At 69.6% G+C, this 21,610-nt stretch carries 13 protein-coding genes, 1 tRNA gene and 5 pseudogenes; 11 read left to right on the forward strand and 8 right to left on the reverse strand.

Annotated features, from left to right (window positions below):
• The first annotated feature begins 884 nt into the window (after positions 1–884).
• Positions 885–6,776, forward strand: coding sequence for an RHS repeat domain-containing protein (locus Srubr_RS18710; RefSeq protein ID WP_229926980.1), 5,892 nt, complete (start codon positions 885–887; stop codon positions 6,774–6,776).
• A 186-nt stretch (positions 6,777–6,962) separates the two neighbouring features.
• Here the strand turns inward: Srubr_RS18710 and Srubr_RS18715 are convergent.
• Positions 6,963–7,724: pseudogene (locus tag Srubr_RS18715) on the reverse strand (hypothetical protein); the annotation flags it as partial.
• Between Srubr_RS18715 and Srubr_RS42250 the strand changes: the two are divergent.
• Both Srubr_RS42250 and Srubr_RS40845 read left to right on the forward strand, forming a co-directional pair.
• Positions 7,725–7,908 (forward strand): annotated as a pseudogene (locus tag Srubr_RS42250) (transposase); the annotation flags it as partial.
• 69 nt (positions 7,909–7,977) lie between these two features.
• Positions 7,978–8,156, forward strand: a pseudogene (locus tag Srubr_RS40845) (DDE-type integrase/transposase/recombinase); the annotation flags it as partial.
• Between the two features lie 1,089 nt (positions 8,157–9,245).
• On the opposite strand, the gene Srubr_RS40850 reads toward Srubr_RS40845, so the two are convergent.
• Entirely contained in the window at positions 9,246–9,533 is a 288-nt protein-coding gene (locus tag Srubr_RS40850; RefSeq protein ID WP_229926979.1) for a hypothetical protein, read from the reverse strand.
• Positions 9,534–9,578: 45 nt separating this feature from the next.
• Here Srubr_RS40850 and Srubr_RS42050 point away from each other — a divergent pair.
• A pseudogene (locus Srubr_RS42050) lies at positions 9,579–10,151 on the forward strand (site-specific integrase); the annotation flags it as partial.
• Positions 10,152–10,367: 216 nt separating this feature from the next.
• On the opposite strand, the gene Srubr_RS18725 reads toward Srubr_RS42050, so the two are convergent.
• Positions 10,368–10,441, reverse strand: a tRNA-Pro gene (locus Srubr_RS18725).
• 172 nt (positions 10,442–10,613) lie between these two features.
• On the opposite strand from Srubr_RS18725, the gene Srubr_RS18730 reads away from it, so the two are divergent.
• Both Srubr_RS18730 and cobF read left to right on the forward strand, forming a co-directional pair.
• Complete coding sequence (locus Srubr_RS18730; RefSeq protein ID WP_189999290.1) at positions 10,614–11,171, forward strand: DUF309 domain-containing protein; 558 nt, start codon at positions 10,614–10,616, stop codon at positions 11,169–11,171.
• Positions 11,172–11,284: 113 nt separating this feature from the next.
• Positions 11,285–12,073: a precorrin-6A synthase (deacetylating) gene (gene cobF, locus Srubr_RS18735; RefSeq protein WP_189999288.1), complete on the forward strand. Its 789-nt coding sequence runs from the start codon at positions 11,285–11,287 to the stop codon at positions 12,071–12,073.
• Between the two features lie 136 nt (positions 12,074–12,209).
• On the opposite strand, the gene Srubr_RS18740 is transcribed toward cobF, so the two are convergent.
• The 4 genes from Srubr_RS18740 to Srubr_RS18755 form a co-directional block, all read right to left on the reverse strand.
• A complete protein-coding gene (locus tag Srubr_RS18740) occupies positions 12,210–12,971 on the reverse strand; it encodes a cobalt-precorrin-6A reductase (protein WP_189999287.1) in 762 nt (253 codons plus the stop codon).
• A gap of 191 nt (positions 12,972–13,162) precedes the next feature.
• Positions 13,163–13,936 (reverse strand): sulfite exporter TauE/SafE family protein, encoded by a 774-nt coding sequence (locus Srubr_RS18745; protein WP_189999284.1) that lies wholly within the window; start codon positions 13,934–13,936, stop codon positions 13,163–13,165.
• Between the two features lie 253 nt (positions 13,937–14,189).
• Positions 14,190–15,701: a long-chain-fatty-acid--CoA ligase gene (locus Srubr_RS18750; protein ID WP_189999283.1), complete on the reverse strand. Its 1,512-nt coding sequence runs from the start codon at positions 15,699–15,701 to the stop codon at positions 14,190–14,192.
• A gap of 145 nt (positions 15,702–15,846) precedes the next feature.
• The gene (locus tag Srubr_RS18755) at positions 15,847–17,034 is read right to left on the reverse strand and encodes a thiolase family protein (protein ID WP_189999282.1); all 1,188 of its coding nucleotides are present in this window, start codon (positions 17,032–17,034) and stop codon (positions 15,847–15,849) included.
• Positions 17,035–17,176: 142 nt separating this feature from the next.
• Between Srubr_RS18755 and Srubr_RS18760 the strand changes: the two are divergent.
• From Srubr_RS18760 to Srubr_RS18780, 5 genes and pseudogenes are all read left to right on the forward strand, one after another.
• Positions 17,177–18,006: pseudogene (locus tag Srubr_RS18760) on the forward strand (lysophospholipase).
• 164 nt (positions 18,007–18,170) lie between these two features.
• On the forward strand, positions 18,171–18,662 hold the full coding sequence (locus Srubr_RS18765; RefSeq protein WP_189999281.1) for a Dps family protein: 492 nt from the start codon (positions 18,171–18,173) through the stop codon (positions 18,660–18,662).
• Positions 18,663–18,719: 57 nt separating this feature from the next.
• Positions 18,720–19,061, forward strand: a complete 342-nt coding sequence (locus Srubr_RS18770) for a DUF3140 domain-containing protein (RefSeq protein ID WP_189999276.1) — start codon at positions 18,720–18,722, stop codon at positions 19,059–19,061.
• A gap of 3 nt (positions 19,062–19,064) precedes the next feature.
• Positions 19,065–19,712 (forward strand): HhH-GDP family DNA glycosylase, encoded by a 648-nt coding sequence (locus tag Srubr_RS18775; protein ID WP_189999275.1) that lies wholly within the window; start codon positions 19,065–19,067, stop codon positions 19,710–19,712.
• A gap of 69 nt (positions 19,713–19,781) precedes the next feature.
• The gene (locus Srubr_RS18780; protein ID WP_189999274.1) at positions 19,782–20,597 is read left to right on the forward strand and encodes an SAM-dependent methyltransferase; all 816 of its coding nucleotides are present in this window, start codon (positions 19,782–19,784) and stop codon (positions 20,595–20,597) included.
• A 6-nt stretch (positions 20,598–20,603) separates the two neighbouring features.
• Here the strand turns inward: Srubr_RS18780 and Srubr_RS18785 are convergent, their stop codons facing one another.
• Positions 20,604–21,458, reverse strand: a complete 855-nt coding sequence (locus Srubr_RS18785) for a Cof-type HAD-IIB family hydrolase (RefSeq protein WP_189999272.1) — start codon at positions 21,456–21,458, stop codon at positions 20,604–20,606.
• Positions 21,459–21,610: the final 152 nt, after the last annotated feature.

Below are 21,610 nucleotides of genomic sequence, written 5' to 3' on the forward strand. Positions count from 1 at the left end.
ATTCTGCGTCGATGGCGACTCTCCCATGGCCACAGTCTTGGAATTTTCACAGCAGACCTTTCTCTGATGAGGATGCCCTGGGCGCGCCGACCGGCCCCGGCCGCACTCCTCAGACCCTGGATGCTGGCCGTCCCCCTCCGGCGTAACTCGTGACGAGACGGCATGCGTAAGGAAGATACATAGCAAACTTCTCATTGAACCCCCTTACGGAATCTTCACAGACTCACGTGCACCGCGCAACCCGTTCGAATATCAGGCATCCCGAGCTGCACCGAATTCCCCAATCTATGCGAACCTAACAATTAGGGCCATTGCGTTCGATATCGGGATTAATGGGATGTGGCTCATTTCATTTTGAGAACCTATTTTCGGTCAATGACTCAGGCTGGCTCGAAATTTATTTGTCGCCCTCTTGGGACCCCCTTGATGGCGATGTAAAGTTCCGGACGATCTACACGCTTGTGAAATTTTCGTGGGGGGGAAGTGTCCGATTTGTGGGGGGGGGATTCGTGCATCGTGGCAGTTCGATGGGCAGACAGGCGCGAGTCGCGAGATGGATCGCTGCCTCGCTGGTGGCCTATCTCGTGGCCGGCTTGCTGGGTGGGCCGGTAGCCGCAGCGGCGGAACTGTCGCTGGCCAAGCTCAGGAAGCCGAAGCCCGTACCGACGTCTGCGGAAAGGGCTCAGCAGCTGCATAAGCCGGACGAGGCGGCTCGGCATGCCTGGAAGGCTGTGCCCAGATCCGCGTGGCCACACCCGGGCAAAGCCACTGTGCAGCTGAGCAATAGTGGCAAGTTACCTGTAGGAAGTACACCGCTGAGGATCGGCCGGGCTGGCTCAAGTAAAGGGAAAGCGAAAGGCGGCCCGGACACGGCGCAGGTAGAAGTGCTGGACCAGCAAGTCGCGAGGAACCTTGGCATCGATGGGGTGGTGCTGGCGCTCCGATCCGCAGGAGCCGGCGGCCAGGTCGACATCGAGGTCGACTACTCGACGTTTCAGTACATGTTCGGCGGTGACTGGGCTTCCCGGCTGTCACTACGCCAGCTGCCCGAGTGCGCGCTGGCAACCCCCAGCAAGACGACTTGCCGTACAGGCCGAGAGCTCCGGACCGAGAACGACACCAAGGCCAAAACTCTGGCAGCCACAGTCTCCCTACCGGCTGCCGACGGACAGGGCTCGCAGCCTGATACGCCATCACCCTCCACGTTGGCATCCGGCGCGCCAGCATCCATTACTGCTCAGAGCACCACCGACAGCAACACCGTGCTGCTCGCTGCGACGGCCGCTGCCTCCGGCAGCCAGGGCAACTTCTCGGCCACGCCGCTCGCTCCGACGGCTTCGTGGACTGCGGGCGGCTCCAGTGGTGCCTTCACCTGGTCGTACGACGTCGACACGCCCGAGGTGCCCGGTGGGGTTGAACCGGACCTGAGCCTGTCCTACTCCTCGCAGGCGGTCGACGGACGCACCGCGGCGACGAACAACCAGGCCAACTGGGTCGGTGACGGCTGGTCATTGGCGCCCGGATACATCGAGCGTCGCTACGTCTCCTGCTCCGACGACGTGAAGGACGGCAACGGCACCGACAAGAGCGGCGACCTGTGCTGGAAGAAGGACAACGCCGTACTGGAACTCGGCGGAAAGACCAACGTGCTCGTCCACGACGACAGCACGGGCGAATGGCACCTGCAGAACGACAACGGCACCAAGGCCGAAAAACTCACCGACACGAGCCTCGCCAACGGTGACGACAACGGCGAGTACTGGAAGGTAACCACCCCGGACGGCACCCAGTACTACTTCGGCTACAACCACCTGCCCGGCTGGACAAGCGGCAGGACAGAGACCAACTCAACCTGGGCAGTCCCCGTCTTCGGCAACCACGCGGGCGAACCGTGCCATGCGGCCGCGTTCAAGGACTCTTGGTGCCGGCAGGCGTGGCGGTGGAACCTCGACTACGTCGTCGACCCGCACTCCGACGCCATGGCCTACTACTGGGGCCCCAAGGAGACCAATTACTACGGTCTCGACGTCAATTCCAGCTCCGGGGCCTCCACCGCCACCGAGTACGATCGCGGCGGCTACCTGGACCATATCGAGTACGGCCTGCGTTCCAGCAGCGTCTACAGCGCCAAGGCGGCCGGCCGGGTGGACTTCACCGTGTCCGAGCGCTGCCTCCTGAGTGACTGCGGCGTCTTCGACTCCGCCCACGCCAAGAACTGGCCCGATGTGCCCTTCGATCGATACTGCAAGAAGGGCGACGACTGCAAGAGCCGCTACTCGCCGTCGTTCTGGACACGTAAGCGGCTGACCAAGATCGACACCTCCATCCTCACCGGCGGCGCCTACAAGCCGGTCGACACCTGGACCCTGACGCATCAGTTCCCCGCCACCGGCGATGGGTCTGCGCCCGCGCTGTGGCTGGCGTCGATCACGCGCACGGGACACACCGGCACTGGCGATGTCAGCCTGCCCGCGGTCACCTTCAAGGGCCAGCAGCTGGCCAACCGGGTCGAAGGTGCCACCACCGGTGGCAGCCCGGATCCGGTGCCTCCGTTGACGCGGTATCGCGTTTACGGCATCACCACCGAGACCGGGGCCACCATCGGCGTCACCTACTCGCGGCCCGACTGCAAAGCCGGCGACGTGCCCGCTCCTTCGACCAATACTCGCCGCTGCTACCCGGTGATCTGGTCTCCGCCGGAGGCCCCGGCCGCTGACTACGAGCCATACCTGGACTGGTTCCACACCTACGTCGTCACGCAGATCCTGGAGTCGGACAACACTGGCGGAGCCCCGACCAAAGAGACCGACTACAGCTATCTGGACGGCATGGCATGGGATAAAGACGAGGACGAGTTCACCAAGGCCAAGTACCTCACCTACAGTGATCGTAAGGGATACGGTCGTGTCCAGGTCCGCGGCGGCAGTCCTGCCTCGACGAAACAGACGCTGAGGGAGTACCGCTACTTCCGCGGCATCGACGGAGCCCAGGTCAAAGACCATCAGGAAAGCGCTGTCGCCGATCACCGTGCTTTCGCCGGCATGACGAGGGAAGAGGCCACTTTCGACGGTAACGGCGGCAGGCTGGAGACCACCACCAGCTACACCGCCTGGCACAGCACGGCCACCGCCAGCCAGTCCCGCAGTGGCTTGCCTGTCCTGAACGCCTATGCAACCGGCACGCAGCTTGAGGAAACTCGGACAGCCGTCGGCGACTCCTGGCGCACCACTCGTACCGCGCGGTCTTTCGACAACTATGGCTTGGTCCTGACAGAGTCCGACCTCGGTGACGTCGTGGTCACGGGTGACGAGGAGTGCACCGCTACTGACTACGCCCGCAACTCGGCTGCGAACATTCTTACGCTGATCAAGGCCGAGCGAACCGTCGCAGTCCCCTGCGACAAGACGCCGTCACTTCCTGCCGACCTGATCTCCGTCGGACGGTACTACTACGACGATGCCACCAGCCTGGACACTTCGCCGGCCAAGGGTGACGTCACACGCTTGGACGAGCAGGACGCGAAGGGCACCGGTTACCTGACCACCGCCCGCCACACCTATGACCAGCACGGCCGAGAGCTCACTGAGACCGACGCGAGGGGCAACACCAGCACCACCACGTATACGCCGACTACGACCGAGGCACCCTCCTTGCAGAGGGAGACCAACGCCCTCGGCCACATCACCATGACCTACTACGATCCAACTCGCGCGGTGCCGACGGCCATGGTCGACGCCAACGGTAAGCGCACCGACGCCGTGTATGACGGACTGGGGCGCACGCTGCAGGTGTGGAAGCCCGGCTGGGCCAATGCAGACCACCCCTCCCAGCCCTCGACCGAGTACCGGTACACCATTTCGCAGAGCGCGGCCAACGCTGTGGCGACCAAGACACTGCAATACGACGGTTCCTACAGCACCAGCTACCAGCTCTACGACGGTCTGATGCGACCGCGTGAAACACAGGCTCCGGCGATCGGCACCAGCAACCGGATCGTGACGGAGACGCTTTACGACACCCTCGGCAACCCATGGAAGTCCCACGCTCCCTACTACACCGATGGAGCGCCTTCGGAGAGCTTGGTCAAGGCAGCTGACAACACGGTGCCGACGATGACGCAGAACGTCTACGACGGCATGGGGCGCGTCACCGATGCCATCGCTCTCTCCTACGGCGAGGAGAAGTACCGCACCACGACTCTCTACGACGGTGACCGTACTACGGTGATTCCACCGAAGGGCGGCATCGCTACCACGGTGATCACCGACGCCCAGGGCCGCACCACCGATCGGTTGGAGTACACCGATGCGGCCCGCACCGCCTCGCAGCGGACCCACTACAGCTACGGCATGTGGGACGAGCCACTGACAGTCACCGACCCGGCGGGCAACGTCTGGTCCTACGGCTTCGACGCCCGGGGCCAGAAGACCGACATCGACGACCCCGACAAGGGCAAGAGCCACATCACCTACGACGAGCTGGGAAACCCCGTCACGGTTACGGACGCCCGCGGCATCACGCTGACCACCGGATACGACCAGCTCGGCCGCAGGACCACCGTGAAGAAGGGCAACTCCCTGCTGGCAGAGTGGGCCTACGACACGATCGCGAAGGGCCAGCTGACCAGCAGCACGCGCTACATCGGCGGCAATCCGTACACCTCCGCCGTCGACTCGTACAACGACGCTTACCAGCCGACCTCCAGCACCGTCACCATTCCCGCCGAGGCGGGCGCGGTCGCCGGCAGCTACACCTGGACCTACGGCTACAACGCCTACACCAGTCTGCAGGAGTGGATCAAACACCCTGCGGTCGGCGATCTGCCTGCTGAACGCCAGACCACCGTCTACGGACCGGGCAACCTCCCGCAGAAGACCACCGCCGGCGCCGTCACCCTCATCAACGCCACCAGTCACGACGTCTTCTCACGCCCTGTGCGCACGGAGTACGGCACGCTCGGCAAGAAGGTCTACCGGACCCAGGTATACGACGAATTCACCGGTCGGTTGCACCAGCAGACCACCGATCGCGACCTGGCCCCCCAGCGCATCGACGACGTGACCTACGCCTACGACGACGCCGATAACATCACCGGGATCACCACCGCCAGCGGTCAGGACGCTGGTCGGACAGTCGACACCCAGTGCTTCGCTAACGACGCCCTGGGCCGGCTCATCCAGGCGTGGACCGCCAAGACCGACTGCGACGCGCAGCCGTCGGCGTCGGCCGTCGGCGGCCCGGACGCGTACTGGCAGTCCTTCACATACGACACTGTCGGCAACCGCATCGAGCAGACCGACCACGGGACCAGCTTCCTGGCTGGTACCGACACCACCACGACCTACGTCCACAACAACCCCAAGTCGGAGCTGCCGCACGCGGTGCAGTCCGCCACCGTCAGAGGCGGCGCTGATGACGGCCGCACCAGCGCGTTCGCCTACGACGCTGCGGGCAACACCACCAAGCGCACCGTCGGCACCAGCACCCAGAATCTCACCTGGGACGACGAAGGCCACCTCGCCACCCTCACCGAGAACGGCAGGACCACCAGCTACCAGTACGACGCCGAGGGCAACCGCCTCATAGCCAAAGACGCCGACGGCACCACCACCCTCACCCTGCCCGGTAACAACGAACTCAAGATCAAAACCGACGGCACCAAGGAAGGTGTGCGCTACTACACCCACGAAGGCCAGACTGTCGCCGTCCGCACCAGCAGCGGCTTCTCCTTCCTCGTCCCCGACCAGCAGGGCACCGCCATGGCCGCCGTCGCCATGACCACCCTCGCCGTCACCCGCCGCAAGCAACTCCCCTTCGGCCAGCTCCGTTCCCTCCAGGCCGAGACCATCCCCGGCACCCGCGGCTTCGTCGGCGGCACACCAGACCCCACCGGCCTCGTTCACCTCGGCGCCCGCGAATACGACCCCACCACCGGCCAATTCATCTCCGTCGACCCGATCATCGACATCGATGACCCCGCCCAGATGAACGCCTACAGCTACGCCCACAACAGTCCCATCACCCACGCTGATCCGTCAGGCTTGTGCCTCGCCGATATCTGCGGCGTCGGCTACCCCATCGGAGGCACTGGCACCGGCCCGAACAACCCGAAGCGATACGTCCAGGACGGGCCCGTCGACCCAGGCGGCAAGAACCACTCCGTCTGCCACCACGGCATGTGCTCCGACGGCCACCGCCTCGGATACAGCAAAGGCAACATCAGCAAAAAGACCTACAACCCGCAAGCGGAAGCCCGAGCCGTCCGCGCAGCAGAACTCAAAGCCCAAGCAGAGGTCCGACGCAGGGCAGAAGCAGAACGCCGCAAGAAGGACGGAATCTTCGGCAGCATCATGAAGGGCCACTTCAGTGACGCTTGGCAGAACACCAAGGACAAGGTGACCGACAAGCACTGGTTGATCGACAAGGGGGTGGGAATCCTCGCCGCAACAGGAACCGCAGTCTGCATAGCGTCAGTGGCGTGCGGAGCCGGACTCTTCGTCGTGGGTGCGGGAGCGCTGTTCGCTGGTGGACTCATGGCGCATTACGCTGCGTCTTCAAGCGAAGAGCGCCATCAAGGAATGGCTCAATATTTGGTAGGTACTGCAAAAGCGGAAGGGATGGGGATCCTAGCCGGTAGTCTCTGCGGCAGAGGAGTAGGTGGGTGCGTCGCTCTGGGGCCAAAGGCTGGTTTCCCGCTCGCGGGCACCCCTCGAACACAGCTAGGCAGTGCGGCGCTACGACAAGTGGGTGTCACCGTGAAGGAATGGATGTTCTGAATCGAACTGCGGTTACCGCCTCGCATGCGAGGCGGTAACCGCAGTTCGATTGCGTTGCAAACGTTCGCAATGGTTGTAATGTGAGGTTAACGTGGCTGATCGTTCATACCCGCGAGTGATGAAGGGATGGAGCAATTCCCCTGTCGAATGCTCTGACGATGAGTGGGCTTCCCAGTATGAGGCGGCTCAAGAACTTGACATTTCTGTATTCCGGGTAGGGTGGCGTATAACTACTGGGCATCTGACACCCGCCCACAACAGCAGGCGGGAGGCAGGTGTAACGCGGGCCAGCATCACCAAAGACCGTGAATGGCTTGCTAACGCGTCATGGCGGGCCAAGCTTTTCCGGGTTCTTAAGGGCCTGGTCCGCTGGATCTGACCTCGACGTTTCGTGGCGGGTCGTTGACGGAGTCGGTGGACCGTTTTGGTGGCGTGGGGCGAGGCTGTGCGGGTGCGGCGCAGGAGCAGGTTGCGCAGGCCGGTGGTCCGGGCGGCCCGGACGCGGTCCTCGGCCCTTTCCCGCAGCCGGCGACGGAGCTCGCGCTCCACGACCGGCCGGCCAACGATGTTGGTGGCGGATCAGGTCAGCCGCATCCCCTCCGGCTAGCCCCGAAGCACGTCGCCGGTGAGTTCGGCGACCCAGGCGCCATCGCGGATCCCGCCGTCCGCCTCGGCGGCCCGCGTCCATGCCCTGGCCGGAACCCTCAGCACGTGCTGGTGGATCGCCTCGGTGACCACCATGCCGACCGAGCAGTTCAGCCACCGTCCCCGCCGGGCCAGCCAGGCGACGGCAGTCGTGGGTACCGCCCGCGGAGTCGGCGCGGACCATGCTCTGTCGCCCGCGCCGGTACTTCTTCGGCAGCTGGGCCAGGGCCGGGCCGGCGGCGGTGATGCGGTCGGCGGCCGTGTTCGAGCCCCCGCGTTGCCTGGTCCGAGCAGGGCAGCCACCGATGCGTGGTGCAGCTGCTGCGGGACTCCTTCCGCTACGCCGCCCGCCAGGACTGGGACTAAAGCGCTTCTGGAGCCGGTCCACACGGAGCCGACCGAGAAGGCCGCCCTGGAGCGGTCCGCGAAGTTCGCCGATGCTTGGGGCAGGAAGTATCCATCGATCGTGAAGCTGTGGGAGAACGCAGGGACTTCGCACTCGTTGCACTCGCCGCGCATGGTCCAGCGGGCCTGGCCCTTGCTCCTGGGCACCCCGGACCGCCTGGACCGCGACTTCGTCGCCCCGGTCCCCAATCGCACCTGGGTCACCGACTTCACCCACGTCGCCGCCTGGCGGGAGTCGTCTATGTCGCCTTCGTCGTGGACACCTTCTCCCGCCGCATCGTCGGCTGGTCCGCCTCGATGTCGCAGGAGACCCATCTCGTCTTGGACGCATAGGACATGGGCTGGTGGCAGCGCGGCCGCGAAGGCCGCCCGCCCATCCCCGGCGAGCTGATTCCACCACTCGGATACGGGTTCGAAATACACGTCGTTCCGCGCTGGGCGAACGGCCCCGATGTCCTCGGCAGCCCGCCACGCCTACGAAACCAGGAGCCCACCTGAACAGCGACGCGATACACCTGACGCACCATCAAAGCGAGCGTCAAATGAGCGTCAAGATACCGCGCAGAGCGTCATTCGAGCGTCAAGATATCGCCCGTAACGCCCATAGCGCACATCATGCACACCCACCGAAACCGCAGGTCAGCGGCCCTTTTCGGCCGGCTCCAGAATCGCCACGCACTCCACATGATGCGTCATCGTAAACAGGTCGATAGAGGAGTCCAGTGGCTGGCTCTTCACGCCCCGTCATGTCGCGTCAGCCGGGCAACATAGCCCGTAATCGCCGGTTAGCCAAACCGGCGTATCCGGAGACGACTATCTGGTCAACGCCCGTTTCGGAGCACAACCGCGAGTGATGGTGACCGGCATCAGCGCTGCTGCCGGGCGCGACACGCCCTCCGTTCCCGGAACGTGTCGCCCGCATCCGACCTCTTCACCGACCCGCCTGGTGCTCCGTACTGCCCGGAGATCACCCGCACTTGCCTGACCCGATAGCAACAAGCACCAACGCCGAACCCCATCACGAGAAGAAGACCACAGCACAACCCGCATCTCCCCGCCGGCATGCCGTCCCCGCCGATAACCAAGCACCCCTCCTGACCAACGCCTGGTACTCGACCAGCGACCTGGCCGCTCGTCTCCGGGTGGACGCCTCGACACTGCGCCGATGATGCACCGCCCGGCCTCCCCAAGGGCCGCCGTTCGTCGCTCTCTCGGAACGTGTCGTCATGTACAGCGCCCTCGATGTCGAGGAATGGCTGCGCAGCCGTCGTACCTCCCCCACCAAGGGGATCCATGGCCGATAGGACCAACATCGCCGTCGGCATCCGGATCTCCACCGACATCGAACACCGCCCCGACCGCCCCGCCCCGTACCGGGCGCGCGTCCGATGGTGGGATCCCACCACCAAACGTCGCCAGTCACTGTCCGAGGGAAAGAACAGCGAAGAAGAAGCGCTGGAGTGGCTCCAGGCCATCGTCCAGGCCGCCCAAGCCGGCCTGACCCCGTCGACCGCCACCATGACGCTGGCCGAATACGGCGAAGCGAACATGGACCTCGCGCTGCGCGGCCTGGAGCTGAAGACACTCGACCCCTACCTCGCGGGGTGGCGAAAGCGTGTCGTTCCCGCCCTGAGCCACCTCGCCGTGCGGCTGATCACCAACGGTGTCGTCGACCGGACCGTGCAGAACTGGATCGCCGACGAGCACAGCCGCTCAACGGTCAAGAACACCATCGCCGTCCTGGTCCGCGTCATGGAACAGGCCGTCCGCGACGGCATCATCACCGTCAACCCCGCCCGCGTGACCGGCTGGCAGAAGCTCTACAAGCAGGCCGAGGACGAACTTCGTAGTCCGCGCGCGCTGGCCCTGCCCGACTGGGACAGCCTCATCGAGCTGGCCGACGCGCTCGTGGCCGCCTCCCACGACCAGGACCGCGGATGGGGAGACGTCGTCGTCTTCGCCGCGTGCACCGCCGCCCGGATCGGCGAAGTCTCAGGCTGCCGCGTCCAGGACATCGACACCGACCAGTGGATCTGGACCGTGCGCCGCCAGACCACACCCGCACCCGACGGACTGACCGACAAGGGCACCAAGGGCAAGCGGGCCCGCAAGGTCCCCATCATCGAGGAGATCCGTCCCCTCGTCGCCCAGCGCATCCTGTCCGTGGGCACCGACCCCGCCGCCCGCCTGTTCACCGGCCCGCGCGGCGGACGCATCTCCACCGCCGTCCTGCACGACGCCACCCACTGGGACGACGTGGTCATCAGGCTCGGCTACGAACACCTGCGCCGCCACGACCTCCGGCACACCGGCCTCACCTGGTTCGCCGACGCGGGAGTCCCGGTCCACGTCCTGCGACGCATCGCCGGCCACGGCTCCCTCATGACCAGTCCGCGCCCCCCCCCGCTCGCTCCCGGGACCAATCGTCATGACCCGCCGACACCGGTCAAGGGAGCACTGGTCCCCAACTGGTCCCCAAAAACGATCAAGGGCCGATCTCGGATTGCTCCGAAACCGGCCCTGACCTGCGACTGTCTCCAGTCGGGACGACAGGATTTGAACCTGCGACCCCTTGACCCCCAGTCAAGTGCGCTACCAAGCTGCGCCACGTCCCGTCGCACTGCCTCGCGGTGGCCCGCGTGATCGTGCGGGCAGTACTTTACCCCACGTTGGCGGGTGCGCCGAAGAGGGCCGGGCAGGGAGTCGTACAAGACGGGGTGAAGCGGGATTGCCGGTCGGGTGGGAGCCGGGGCGCGGCAGGGAAGACGGCGGGGCACAATCGGCGGTATGACGAACTCGGGGGCATCGGATGCCAGGGACCGGGACACGGCCGGGCGGGCCCGGAACGCGCGGCCCCGGGACGGGCTGGGGCGTCCGCTGCCCTACGGCGCCGAGGGCGTTCCCCGGCAGCCGGAGGGGATCGTGCGGGCACCTCGGGAGACCGTCGGTGAGGCACAGGCGCTGCTGGCCGCCGGACGGCCGTTCCACGCGCACGAGGTGTTCGAGGACGCCTGGAAGTCGGGGCCGGGGGAGGAACGCCCGCTCTGGCGGGGGCTGGCCCAGCTGGCCGTCGGGCTCACCCACGCGGCCCGGGGCAACGCCGTCGGCGGGGCCCGGCTGCTGCGGCGGGGCGCCGGCGCGGTCGAGGAATGGGCGGCCGGGCAGGGCGAGGACCGGCCCTACGGACTTGATCTGCCCGGGCTGACCCGGTGGGCCCGGGAGCTGGCGGGGCGGGTGGAGCGCGGCTCGGCACCGGTCGACCCGCGCGCCGAGGCTCCCTGGCTGGGCCCCGCCGAGGCCTCCCGGCCGGGTCCTGCCGGGGCTCCCTGGCCAGGCTCCGCGTAGGCGTCCCGGCCGGGCCCCTGACCCGGGGGGCTCCCCGGGTGCCACCGAGGGGTCGTCGCTGCGCGTACGGAGGCGGTGGACGCACTGTCAGTGGCATGCGGCAGACTCGGGGCGTGCGAAAGATTCATGTCATCGGTATCGGCGCGGGCGACCCCGACCAGCTGACCCTCCAAGCGGTCAAGGCGCTGCGGGGCACGGACGTGTTCTTCCTTCTCGACAAGGGCGAGGTGAAGAGCGATCTGACCCAGCTCCGCCGGGACATGCTGGACGCGCATCTGCCGGCCGGGTCGTACCGGGTGGTGGAGGCCCGCGACCCGGAGCGGGACCGCTCCGCGGGCGGGGCGGCGTACTCCCCGGCCGTCGGCGACTGGCGCAGCGCCCGCGCCGGGATCTACGAGCGGCTGATCGCCGGGGAGCTGGACGACGACGGCACCGGCGCGTTCCTCGTATGGGGCGACCCGGCGCTGTACGACAGCACGCTGGGCATCCTGGAGGAGGTGCTGGCGCGGGGCGCGGTGGAGTTCACGTACGACGTGGTGCCCGGCATCAGCAGCGTCTCCGCCCTGGTCGCCCGGCATCGCACGGGTCTGAACCGGGTCGCCCGGCCGGTGCAGATCACCACGGGGCGGCGGCTGGCCGAGGGCTTCCCGGAGGGGGTGGACGACGTGGTCGTGATGCTGGACGCGCACCAGGCCTTCCGGCGGTACGCCGAGGAGGACATGGACATCTACTGGGGCGCCTACATAGGCACGCCGGACGAGATCCTCGTCTCCGGTCCGATCGCCGAGGCCGCTCCGCGCATCGAGCGCCTGCGGGCCGAGGCCCGCGAGCGCAAGGGCTGGATCATGGACACGTACCTGCTGCGCAGGAATCCGGCGGAGGGCCGGCCCGCGCGGGACTGACAGGAGACAGGAAGGGGACCAGGCAGCCCGGCCGGGAACGGGGCGGGCCGCCCGCACAGGGGCGCGACCGAACAGCGCGGGGCCGGCAGGTGCTCCGGAAACCGGCAGGTGCTCCGGCGACCGGCACCCGGCCGGGTCAGGCGCCCGGTCCGTCGTGTGGTGCGAAGCCCAGACGTTCCAGGGCGCTCGCCACGTCGGGTACCGCTTCGACTCCGTCCGGCAGCGGGGGGCGGCGGACGACGACGACGGGCAGCCCCAGGTCGCGCGCGGCCGTGAGTTTCGCCGCCGTGGCCTGGCCTCCGCTGTCCTTGGTGACCAGGACGTCGATCCGGTGGGCGCGCAGGAGCCGCGTCTCGTCCGGGACCGTGAACGGGCCGCGGGCCAGGATCACCCGGGTGTCCGGCGGCAGGGGCGGCTCGGGCGGTTCCACCGAGCGGACAAGGAAGTGCAGGCCGGTCAGGGAGGCGAAGGCCGCGAGCCCCAGGCGTCCGGTGGTGAGGAAGACCCGGCTGCCGAGACCGGGCAGGGCCTCGGCGGCACCGGCCAGGGACGCCACGTCGTACCAGCGGTCTCCGGGGCCCGGCCGCCAGCCGGGGCGGCGCAGTACCACGGCGGGGACTCCGGTGGCCCGTGCCGCGCGCGCCGCGTGGGCGGTGATCGTCCCGGCGAAGGGGTGGGTGGCGTCCACCAGGGCGTCCACCCGGTGCTCGCGCAGCCAGCCGGCCAGGCCCTCCGGCCCGCCGAAGCCGCCGACGCGCACCTCGCCGGGCAGTGCCCCGGGCCGGGTGACCCGGCCGGCGAGCGAGGTGGTGACCCGTACCCCGGGCCGGACGGCGAGGTCGGCGGCGAGGCGACGGGCCTCGGTGGTGCCGCCGAGGATCAGCACATGCGCGGGCATAGGGGTGAGCGTACGAGGTTCCGTTCGGCGGCCGGACGGCCGGGGTACGGCGTCCGTGGCGTCCGTACGTGCCGTCCCGAGCGTCCTGCGCGGGTGCTCACCGTGTCCTGGCCCGGAGCCGCCGGCTCGGTTCCACCGGCAGTGCGGGACCTGACGTCCGGCCGCCACCGTCACCGCCGCCCGCCCTGAGGCTAGGGCAGCAACAGTTGCACGCCGCCCACGATCGTCGCCGCGATGACGAGTTGTTCGAAGAGTCGCTGGTTGATTCGGTTCACAGCCCATTTACCGAACAGCGCACCGGGCACGACGAACAGCACGAGCGCGGCGTCAAGGAGCAGGGCGCGTCCGTCGATCAGTCCCAGGCCCACGCTGAACGGCACCTTCGACACGTTCACGATGAGGAAGAAGAAGGCGGAGGTGCCGAGGAAGCCGAGCTTCCGGAAGCCTGCGGACAGCAGATACAGCGACATCACCGGTCCGGCCGCGTTGGCGACCATCGTGGTGAACCCGCCGAGCACACCGTAGGAGTGGGCCTTCACACGGCCCGCCCGGTTCGGTTCCGCCTCGGGGGCGGGCGGGGTCTCGGCCGTCCGCCGGCGCCAGATCGTCACCCCGGCCATGAAGAGCAGGATCGCGCCGATCGAGACCCGCACCATGCCGTCGCCGGCCCACACCAGGAACAGGGTGCCGGCCACCACGCCCGCCGCCACGGCCGGGAACAGACGCCACAGCGTGGGCCAGTGGGCGTGCCGCCGGTAGGTGAAGACGGCGAGTACGTCACCGGCGATCAGCAGGGGCAGCAGTACGCCGGTGGAGGCGCGGGCGGGCAGGACCGCCGCGAAGATCGCGAGGCTCACCGTGTTGGCCCCGCTGACCGCGGTTTTGGAGAAGCCGACGAGTACGGCCGCGAAGGCGAGCGCGGCGAACTCCCAGCCGGATATGTGCCAGAGCGTCATCGTGTTCATTCGGGGGCCGATGCTATGTGCATGATCAACCCACACGTAAGGTCCGTCTCGCGGGCCGGCCCGCTCCACGACGCCGAGCCGCCTCCGCCCGGCCGACGGCACGGGCTCATGGCACTCACCGCCGGACCGCACACCCGCCGGCGCCCTGGACCGGCACCCGTCGGCGGCCCCATGCCGCAGGGCGGCCTCCATGCCACCAAGCGGCCCCATACCGCCGGGCGGCCCCCGTACCCGCCGCTGCGGCCCCGTAGCGTTACCGCCCCGTGTACCGCGCCCGCAACGCCCGCTTGAGTACCTTCATGCTGGGGCCGAGCGGCAGGGTGTCCGTGAACTCCACGCGGCGCGGGTACTTGTGCCGGCCCAGGTGTTCCCTGGACCACTCGGTGAGGGCGGCGGCGTCCGGGGTGGTGCCCGGGGCCGGGACGACGACGGCGCAGACCTCCTCGCCGTGCAGTTCGTCCGGCAGGCCGATGACGGCGACCTGGGCGATCTCCGGGTGCCGCATCAGGACCTCCTCGACCTCCCGCGGATAGACGTTGTAGCCGCCGCGGATGATGATGTCCTTCTTGCGGTCGACGATCCGCAGGAAGCCCTCGTCGTCCTTGGTGCCGAGGTCGCCGGTGCGGAACCAGCCGTCCACCAGGGCCTCGGCGGTGGCCTCGGGGCGGCCGAGGTAGCCGGAGAAGACGTTGTGGCCGCGGATGACGACCTCGCCCAGCTCACCGGGCGGCAGCAGCTCGATCCGGTCCTCCACGTCGGCGCGGGCTATCTCCGCGTCGACGCCCCACAGCGGGTGCCCGATGGTGCCGGCCTTGGCGCCGAACACGGGCTGGTTGACGGTCGCGGCCGGAGAGGTCTCCGACAGCCCGTAGCCCTCGTAGATCCGCGCCCCGAACGTGGCCTCGAACCGCTCCAGTACCGCGACCGGCAGCGAGGCCCCGCCGGAGACGCACAGTCGCAGCCCGGGGAGCCGCTCGGCGTCGGCGGCGGCCGCCGCGAGGGCGACGAACATGGTGGGCACCCCGTGGAAGGTGTTCACGCCCTCCTCGACCATCAGCTCGATGGCCCGGGCCGCGTCGAAACGGGGCAGCAGCACCAGCGTGGCGCCCGCCCGCCAGGTGGAGTTCAGCGAGACCGTCTGGCCGAAGGCGTGGAACAGCGGCAGCGCGCCGAGGGCGATGTCGTCGGCGCGGACGTCGTGCGCGTCGAAGGCGTTGACGGTCGCGTTCATCACCAGGTTGAAGTGGCTGAGGACGGCGCCCTTGGGCACACCGGTCGTACCGCTGGTGTAGAAGATCACCGCCGGGTCGTCGGCGGCCCGGGTGACGTACGACGGCAACGGCTCGGCGTCGACCGCGAGTTTGTCCAGCTCCTCGCCCAGGGTGACCACTCGGACGCCGGCCGCCTCGGCCGCCGCCCGGCCGGTGTCCGCCTGGGCCGGGTGGACGAGCAGCACGGTGGCGCCGCTGTCCTTCAGGACGTGCTCGACCTCCTCGGCCGACAGCAGCAGGTGGACGGGGACGACGACACCGCCCGCCGCGGCGATCGCGTAGTAGGCGACCGGGAACTCGGCGGTGTTGGGGGCCATCAGGGCGACATGGTCGCCGGGCCGTACGCCGAGGCCGGTGAGCGCGCCCGCCCGGGCCAGCGCCCGCTGCCACACCTCGGCGAAGGTGAGCCGCAGTTCCCCCTCGACCAGGGCGGTCTTGCCGGGGCGGCGCCGGGCGTTCTCGGCGAGGATGGCGGCGACGGACAGGGTTGCCATGGAGTGCTGCTCCGTTTCCTTGCTGCGGCTCGTACTACCGGACCCCCGTGCGGGGCTCCCGCTGGACCCATGCGGTGAGCCCCCGTCGGACCCGTGCGGGGAGCTCCCGTCGAACCCTCGCGGGAATTCCCCTGTTGATGACTCCTCAGTGTCGCTCGACCAGCACCGCGCTGCCCTGCCCCACGCCCACGCACATGGTCGCGAGGCCCCGCCGGGCGCCGGTGCGCCGCATGCGGTGCAGCAGGGTGGTCAGGATGCGGGCGCCGGAGCAGCCGAGGGGGTGGCCGAGGGCGATGGCGCCGCCGGTGGGGTTCACCAGGCCGGGATCGAGGCCCAGTTGATCGACGCAGGCGAGCGTCTGGGCGGCGAACGCCTCGTTCAGCTCGGCCTCCTGGAGGTCGCCGGTCTCCCAGCCGGCCCGGCGGAGCACCTTCCGGGTGGCGGGCACCGGGCCGAGGCCCATCACATCGGGGTGGACGCCGGCGGAGGCGCCCGCGACGTACCGGCCGAGGGACTCCAGGCCCAGTTCGTTCAGGGCCTCTTCGCTGACCAGCAGCAGCCCGGCGGCACCGTCGTTCATCGGCGAGGCGTTCCCGGCGGTGACGGTGCCGTCCGCGCGGAAGGCCGGCTTGAGACGGGCCAGCTTCTCCAGGGAGGTGTCCTCACGGACGCACTCGTCGTGCTCGACGGTGACCCCGTCCGGGCGCTCCACAGGAAGGAGTTCGTCGTCGAAGTGGCCGTTCTTGCGGGCGGCGGCGGCGAGTTGGTGGCTGCGCAGGGCGAACTCGTCCTGCCGGGCGCGGGAGATGCCGTGGCGGTCGGCGACCTCCTCGGCGGTCTCGCCCATGGAGAACAGGCCGTGCAGCTCCTTCATGGCGGGGTTGACCAGCCGCCAGCCGAGCCGGGTGTCGTAGGTCTCCATGCGGTGCGGCAGGGCCTCGTCGGGCCGGGGCAGCACGAAGGGGGCGCGGCTCATGGACTCGGAGCCGCCCGCGATCACGATGTCGGCCTCGCCCGCGGCGATGGTGCGGGCGGCGGCGGTGACCGCTTCGAGTCCGGAGGCGCACAGCCGGTTGACGGTGGCGCCGGGCACGGAGTCGGGCAGGCCGGCGAGCAGGGCGGCCATACGGGCGACGTTCCGGTTGTCCTCGCCGGCCTGGTTGGCGGCGCCCCAGTAGACGTCGTCGACGCGGGCCGGGTCGAGCGCGGGCACGTCGGCCACCAGGTGGCGGATCACGGTCGCGGCCAGATCGTCGGGGCGGACCGAGGAGAGGGCGCCGCGTACCTTGCCGATGGGGGTGCGGCGGGCGGTCGCGAAGTGGACGGGACGCACGGCGGGACTCCTGACCTACGACATTGTGGATCACGGAACTGCGCAGCACCCATTAATTAGCACTGCTAGTTTTGGACTATAGACCTCGGCCGCCCCGCTGGGAAGCTCCCCCGGGACCGGAGCCGGGGCGACGGGAGGAGACATGCGCCACGTCCGCGAGCACGTCCTCGACGGCACGCACGGGGCCCTCGCCGTACGCGAGTGGCCGCATCCGGACCCCCGCCTGCTGGCGCTCCTGGTGCACGGGTACGGCGAGCACTCCGGCCGCTACGACGAACTGGCCGGCGTGCTGACCGGGTACGGAGCCGCCGTGTACGCGCCCGACCACGCCGGTCACGGCCGGTCGGCCGGGGAGCGGGCACTGATCGAGGACTTCGAGGACGTGGTCACCGATGTGCACGCGGTCGCGGACCTGGCCCGGGCCGCGCGTCCCGGCCCGCCGCTGGTCCTGCTCGGGCACTCGATGGGCGGGCTGATCGCGGCCCGCTACGCCCAGCGGTACGGCGACGGGCTGAGCGCGCTGGTGCTGTCCGCGCCGGTGATCGGCGCCTGGGAACTGCCGGGACGGCTGCTGGCCCTGGACGAGATCCCGGACACCCCGGTCAGCCCGTCCGCGCTGTCCCGTAACCCGGCGGTGGGCGCGGCCTCGCTGCCGATCCGCTGGTGTGGCACGGGCCCATGAAGCGGCCGACGCTCCGGGCGTTCGCCCGCACCCTGGAAACGGTCGCGCAAGGCGGTGACGTGGGCCGGCTGCCGGTGCTGTGGCTGCACGGCGACGACGACCGCCTGGTACCGCTGTCCGGAAGCCGGCCCGGGGTGGAGCGGCTGAGCGGCGGCCGGCTGACCGAACGGATCTTTCCCGGAGCACGGCACGAGGTCTTCCACGAGACGGACCGCGCCACGGCCCACGCGGAGCTACTCCGCTTCCTGGACCGGGTACTGCCCGGCCGACCAGGGGTACTGCCCGGCTGACCGGGCCGGGTCGCGACACCTCCGGGTCCTGCCCACGCCACCCGGCCGGTGCCCCACGTCCCCGCCGCCGCCCCCGCTGATCAGCCGGTTTGCCACCGCACAGCGGGGGCACCCGCCCTTTCGGACGTCACTGAGGAAAGCCGAGGAAAGGGGTTCCGCGCACCATGACCGTGGTCAAGAGCACACTTACCGAAGAGGCGCTCGGTGTCACCGGCACCGCCCTCCAGGACACCCTGGTCGACCTGCTCGGGCTGTCGCTGGTCGGCAAGCAGGCGCACTGGAACATCGTCGGCCCGCGGTTCCGCTCGATCCACCTCCAGCTGGACGAGGTGGTCGCGACGGCCCGCGCCCACTCCGACACGGTGGCCGAGCGGGCCGCCGCGCTGGGCGTGCCGCCGGACGGCCGGCCGGAGACCATCGCCGCGACCTTCGCGCTGCCCGGCACCAAGGACGGCTGGCTGCGCGACACGGAGGTCGTGGAGCTGATGGTGTCCTCGCTGGAGGCGGCCATCGGCCGGCTGCGGGAGCGGATCGAGGCGACCGAGAAGGCCGACCCGGTCACCCAGGACCTGCTGATCACCGTCACCGCCGACCTGGAGAAGCAGCGCTGGATGTTCGAGGCCGAGAACCACCCGCGCGACACGTCCGCCGGCTGATCCACGGCCCCGCACACTTCCCCGCCCGGGGCAAGGCACACACGGAAGGGGACAACCATGGCCGACTCGCTGGAATTCGAAGCGCTGTGGGACGACTTCCACCGCGTGGTCAACATGAGCTCGGCGGAGCTCGCGGCCTGGCTGAAGGTCCGGGACGCCGACGAGGAGAGCGAACCGCTGCCGGAGCGGGCGGGCGGCGAGACCGGGCAGCACGTCCTGGCCCTCCTGCGGAAGCGCCGCACCGACCTGACCGAGGACGACGTACGGGTCATGCGGCAGGTCGTCGACACGGTCGGTGAGCTGGTGGACGCGGAGAACGAGCCCGAGCCGGAGAGCGCCGGGGACACCGGCCGCCGGCACCGGCTGATGACGCTGGGCCACGACCCGCTCAAGCCGTAGGCGATGAACCGCGACGAGCGCGTGCTGCGGGAGCTGGTGTCCGAGCACGGGCGGACGTTCGCCGAGGAGGCGGGCATCCGGCTGAAGGACACCCCGCAGCCGCTGTACCGGCTGCTGGTGCTGTCCCTGCTGCTCAGCGCCCGCATCCGAACCTCGGTCGCGGTGGCCACCGCCCGCGCCCTGCACGAGGAGCACCTGGACAGCCCGCGCCGGATGGCCGAGGCCGGATGGCAGCGGCGGGTGGACGCGCTCGGCCGGGGCGGCTACCGGCGGTACGACGAGCGGACGGCCACCCAGCTCGGGGACGGCGCCGAGCTGCTCGGCCGGCGCTGGAGCGGCGATCTGCGCCGGCTGCACCGGGAGGCGGAGGGCGACGTCGGCACACTGCGGGAGCTACTCCAGGAGGAGCCGGGCATCGGGCCGGCCGGCGCCGACATCTTCCTGCGCGAGGCGCAGCGGGTGTGGCCGGACGTGGCGCCGTACCTGGACGGCAAGGCGCTGTCCGGCGCCGGGCGGCTCGGCCTGCCCGAGGACCCGCGGAAGCTGACCGGCCTGGCCCGGGACAGCCAGCCTGCCGTACTGGCCGCCGCGCTGGTCCGGGCGGCGCTCGACGAACGGGTGGCCGAGGACTGTCTGCGCCGCGCCGGCTGACCGTGCCAGACTGCTCCCCGCGCGACCCGGACACCGATCGCCGGGACCGAAACGGGGAGGAGCCTGCGCATGACGGAGACCGGAGCGGACATCCAGGACACGGACCGGGTCATCGACACCACGCGGCCGCATCCGGCCCGGGTGTACGACTGGTACCTCGGCGGCAAGGACAACTACCCGGTCGACGAGGAACTGGGCCGGCGCATCGCGGCGATCGACGGGGGCTCGGCGCCGAAGGCCGCCCGCGCCAACCGGGCGTTCATGCGCCGGGCCACCCGCGCGCTGGCGGCCGGGCCCGGCATCCGCCAGTTCCTGGACATCGGCACCGGCATACCGACCGAACCCAACCTGCACCAGATCGCCCAGTCGGTGGTCCCGGACGCCCGCGTGGTCTACGTCGACAACGACCCCATCGTGCTCGCCCACGCGAGCGCCCTGCTGCGCGGCACCCCGCAGGGCGTGACGGAGTACGTGCAGGCCGATGCCCGCGATCCGCACACCATCCTGGAACAGGCCGCGCGTGTCCTCGACTTCGGCCGCCCGGTGGCCCTCTCCCTCATCGCCCTGCTGCACTTCGTCGCCGACGAGGACGGCGCCCACGACCTGGTCCGCACGCTGGTCGAGGCGCTGGCCCCGGGCAGCGCCCTCGTGCTGTCGACCATGACCGCCGACTTCGAGCCGGAGAACGTACGCAAGGGCATCGCCGCCTACGCGGCCGGCGGGGTGACCCTGGTGGCCCGCTCGCACGCCGAGGTGGGCGCGTTCTTCGACGGGCTCGGCCTGCTGGAGCCGGGCATCGTCCCGGTGTCGCGGTGGCGCCCCGAGGAGCCGCCGGCCGGGGACGGCCCGGTCTCGCTGTACGGCGGGGTCGCGCTCAAGCCCTGAACCCGGTCAGAGGCCCAGCACGTGGGCGATCGTCCGCAGCACGCCGGCGTCGTTGTTGGACGGGGCCAGGTGCCGGGCCCGGCGGATCACCTCGGGGTGGGCGCCGGCCATGGCGAAGGACCACTCGGCGGCGTCGAGCATCTCCAGGTCGTTCAGGTAGTCGCCGAACACCATGGTCTGGGCGGGCGTGACGCCGAGCGCCCGCTGCAGACGGCGCAGGGCGGTGCCCTTGTTCGCGGTGCGGTTCATCACGTCCACCCAGTGCTCGCCGGAGACGACGACCTGGTGGGTGCCGGCGAAGGGGGCGAGGGCCGGGGCGACGGTGTGCTCGGCGGACGCAAAGTCGAACACCGCCACCTTGATCATGTCGTCCTCGACGGCGGTGACGTCCTCGACGACCCGGTGCTGGGCGTAGTACTGGCGCACCTCGGCGAGGAACGCCTCGTCGGTCCGCTCGACGTACGCCGCCCGCTTGCCGCACAGGACGGCGCCGACGTCCGCGCCGCCCGCGGCGAGCCCTCGTACCGTCCGTGCGATCTCCACCGCGACGGGTCCGTCCAGCGGGTCGGAGCTGAGCTCCACGCCGTCGCGGACCACGTAGGTGCCGTTCTCCGCGATGAACACCATGCCCTCGGCGACCCGCTCGAACTGCCGGTGCAGGGTCGCGTACTGCCGTCCGCTGGCCGGGCTGAACAGCACCCCGCGGCGGCGCAGCTCGGCGAGCATCGGCCACAGCCCGTCGGGGATCCGCTTGGCGTCGTCCAGCAGCGTGCCGTCCATGTCGGTGACGATCAGCCGGATGTCGGCGGGGCCCGCGGGCAGCGCGGCGGTGTCGAGGAAGGGGGCGGGTATGGCGGACATGTGCTGCTTCCGGTCGGGTGCGGGGATACCGGTCCAGTGTTCCTCATCCGCCCGACGGGCCCCGGACCGCCCGGGGGTGCGTTCCCGGCGCATCCGTCTCTCCGGGTGATCCGTTTCCCGGGACAGAACGATCAACGGGAGGGACAATGACG

It is taken from the genome of Streptomyces rubradiris (assembly GCF_016860525.1).
GTDB classification, from domain to species: domain Bacteria; phylum Actinomycetota; class Actinomycetes; order Streptomycetales; family Streptomycetaceae; genus Streptomyces; species Streptomyces rubradiris.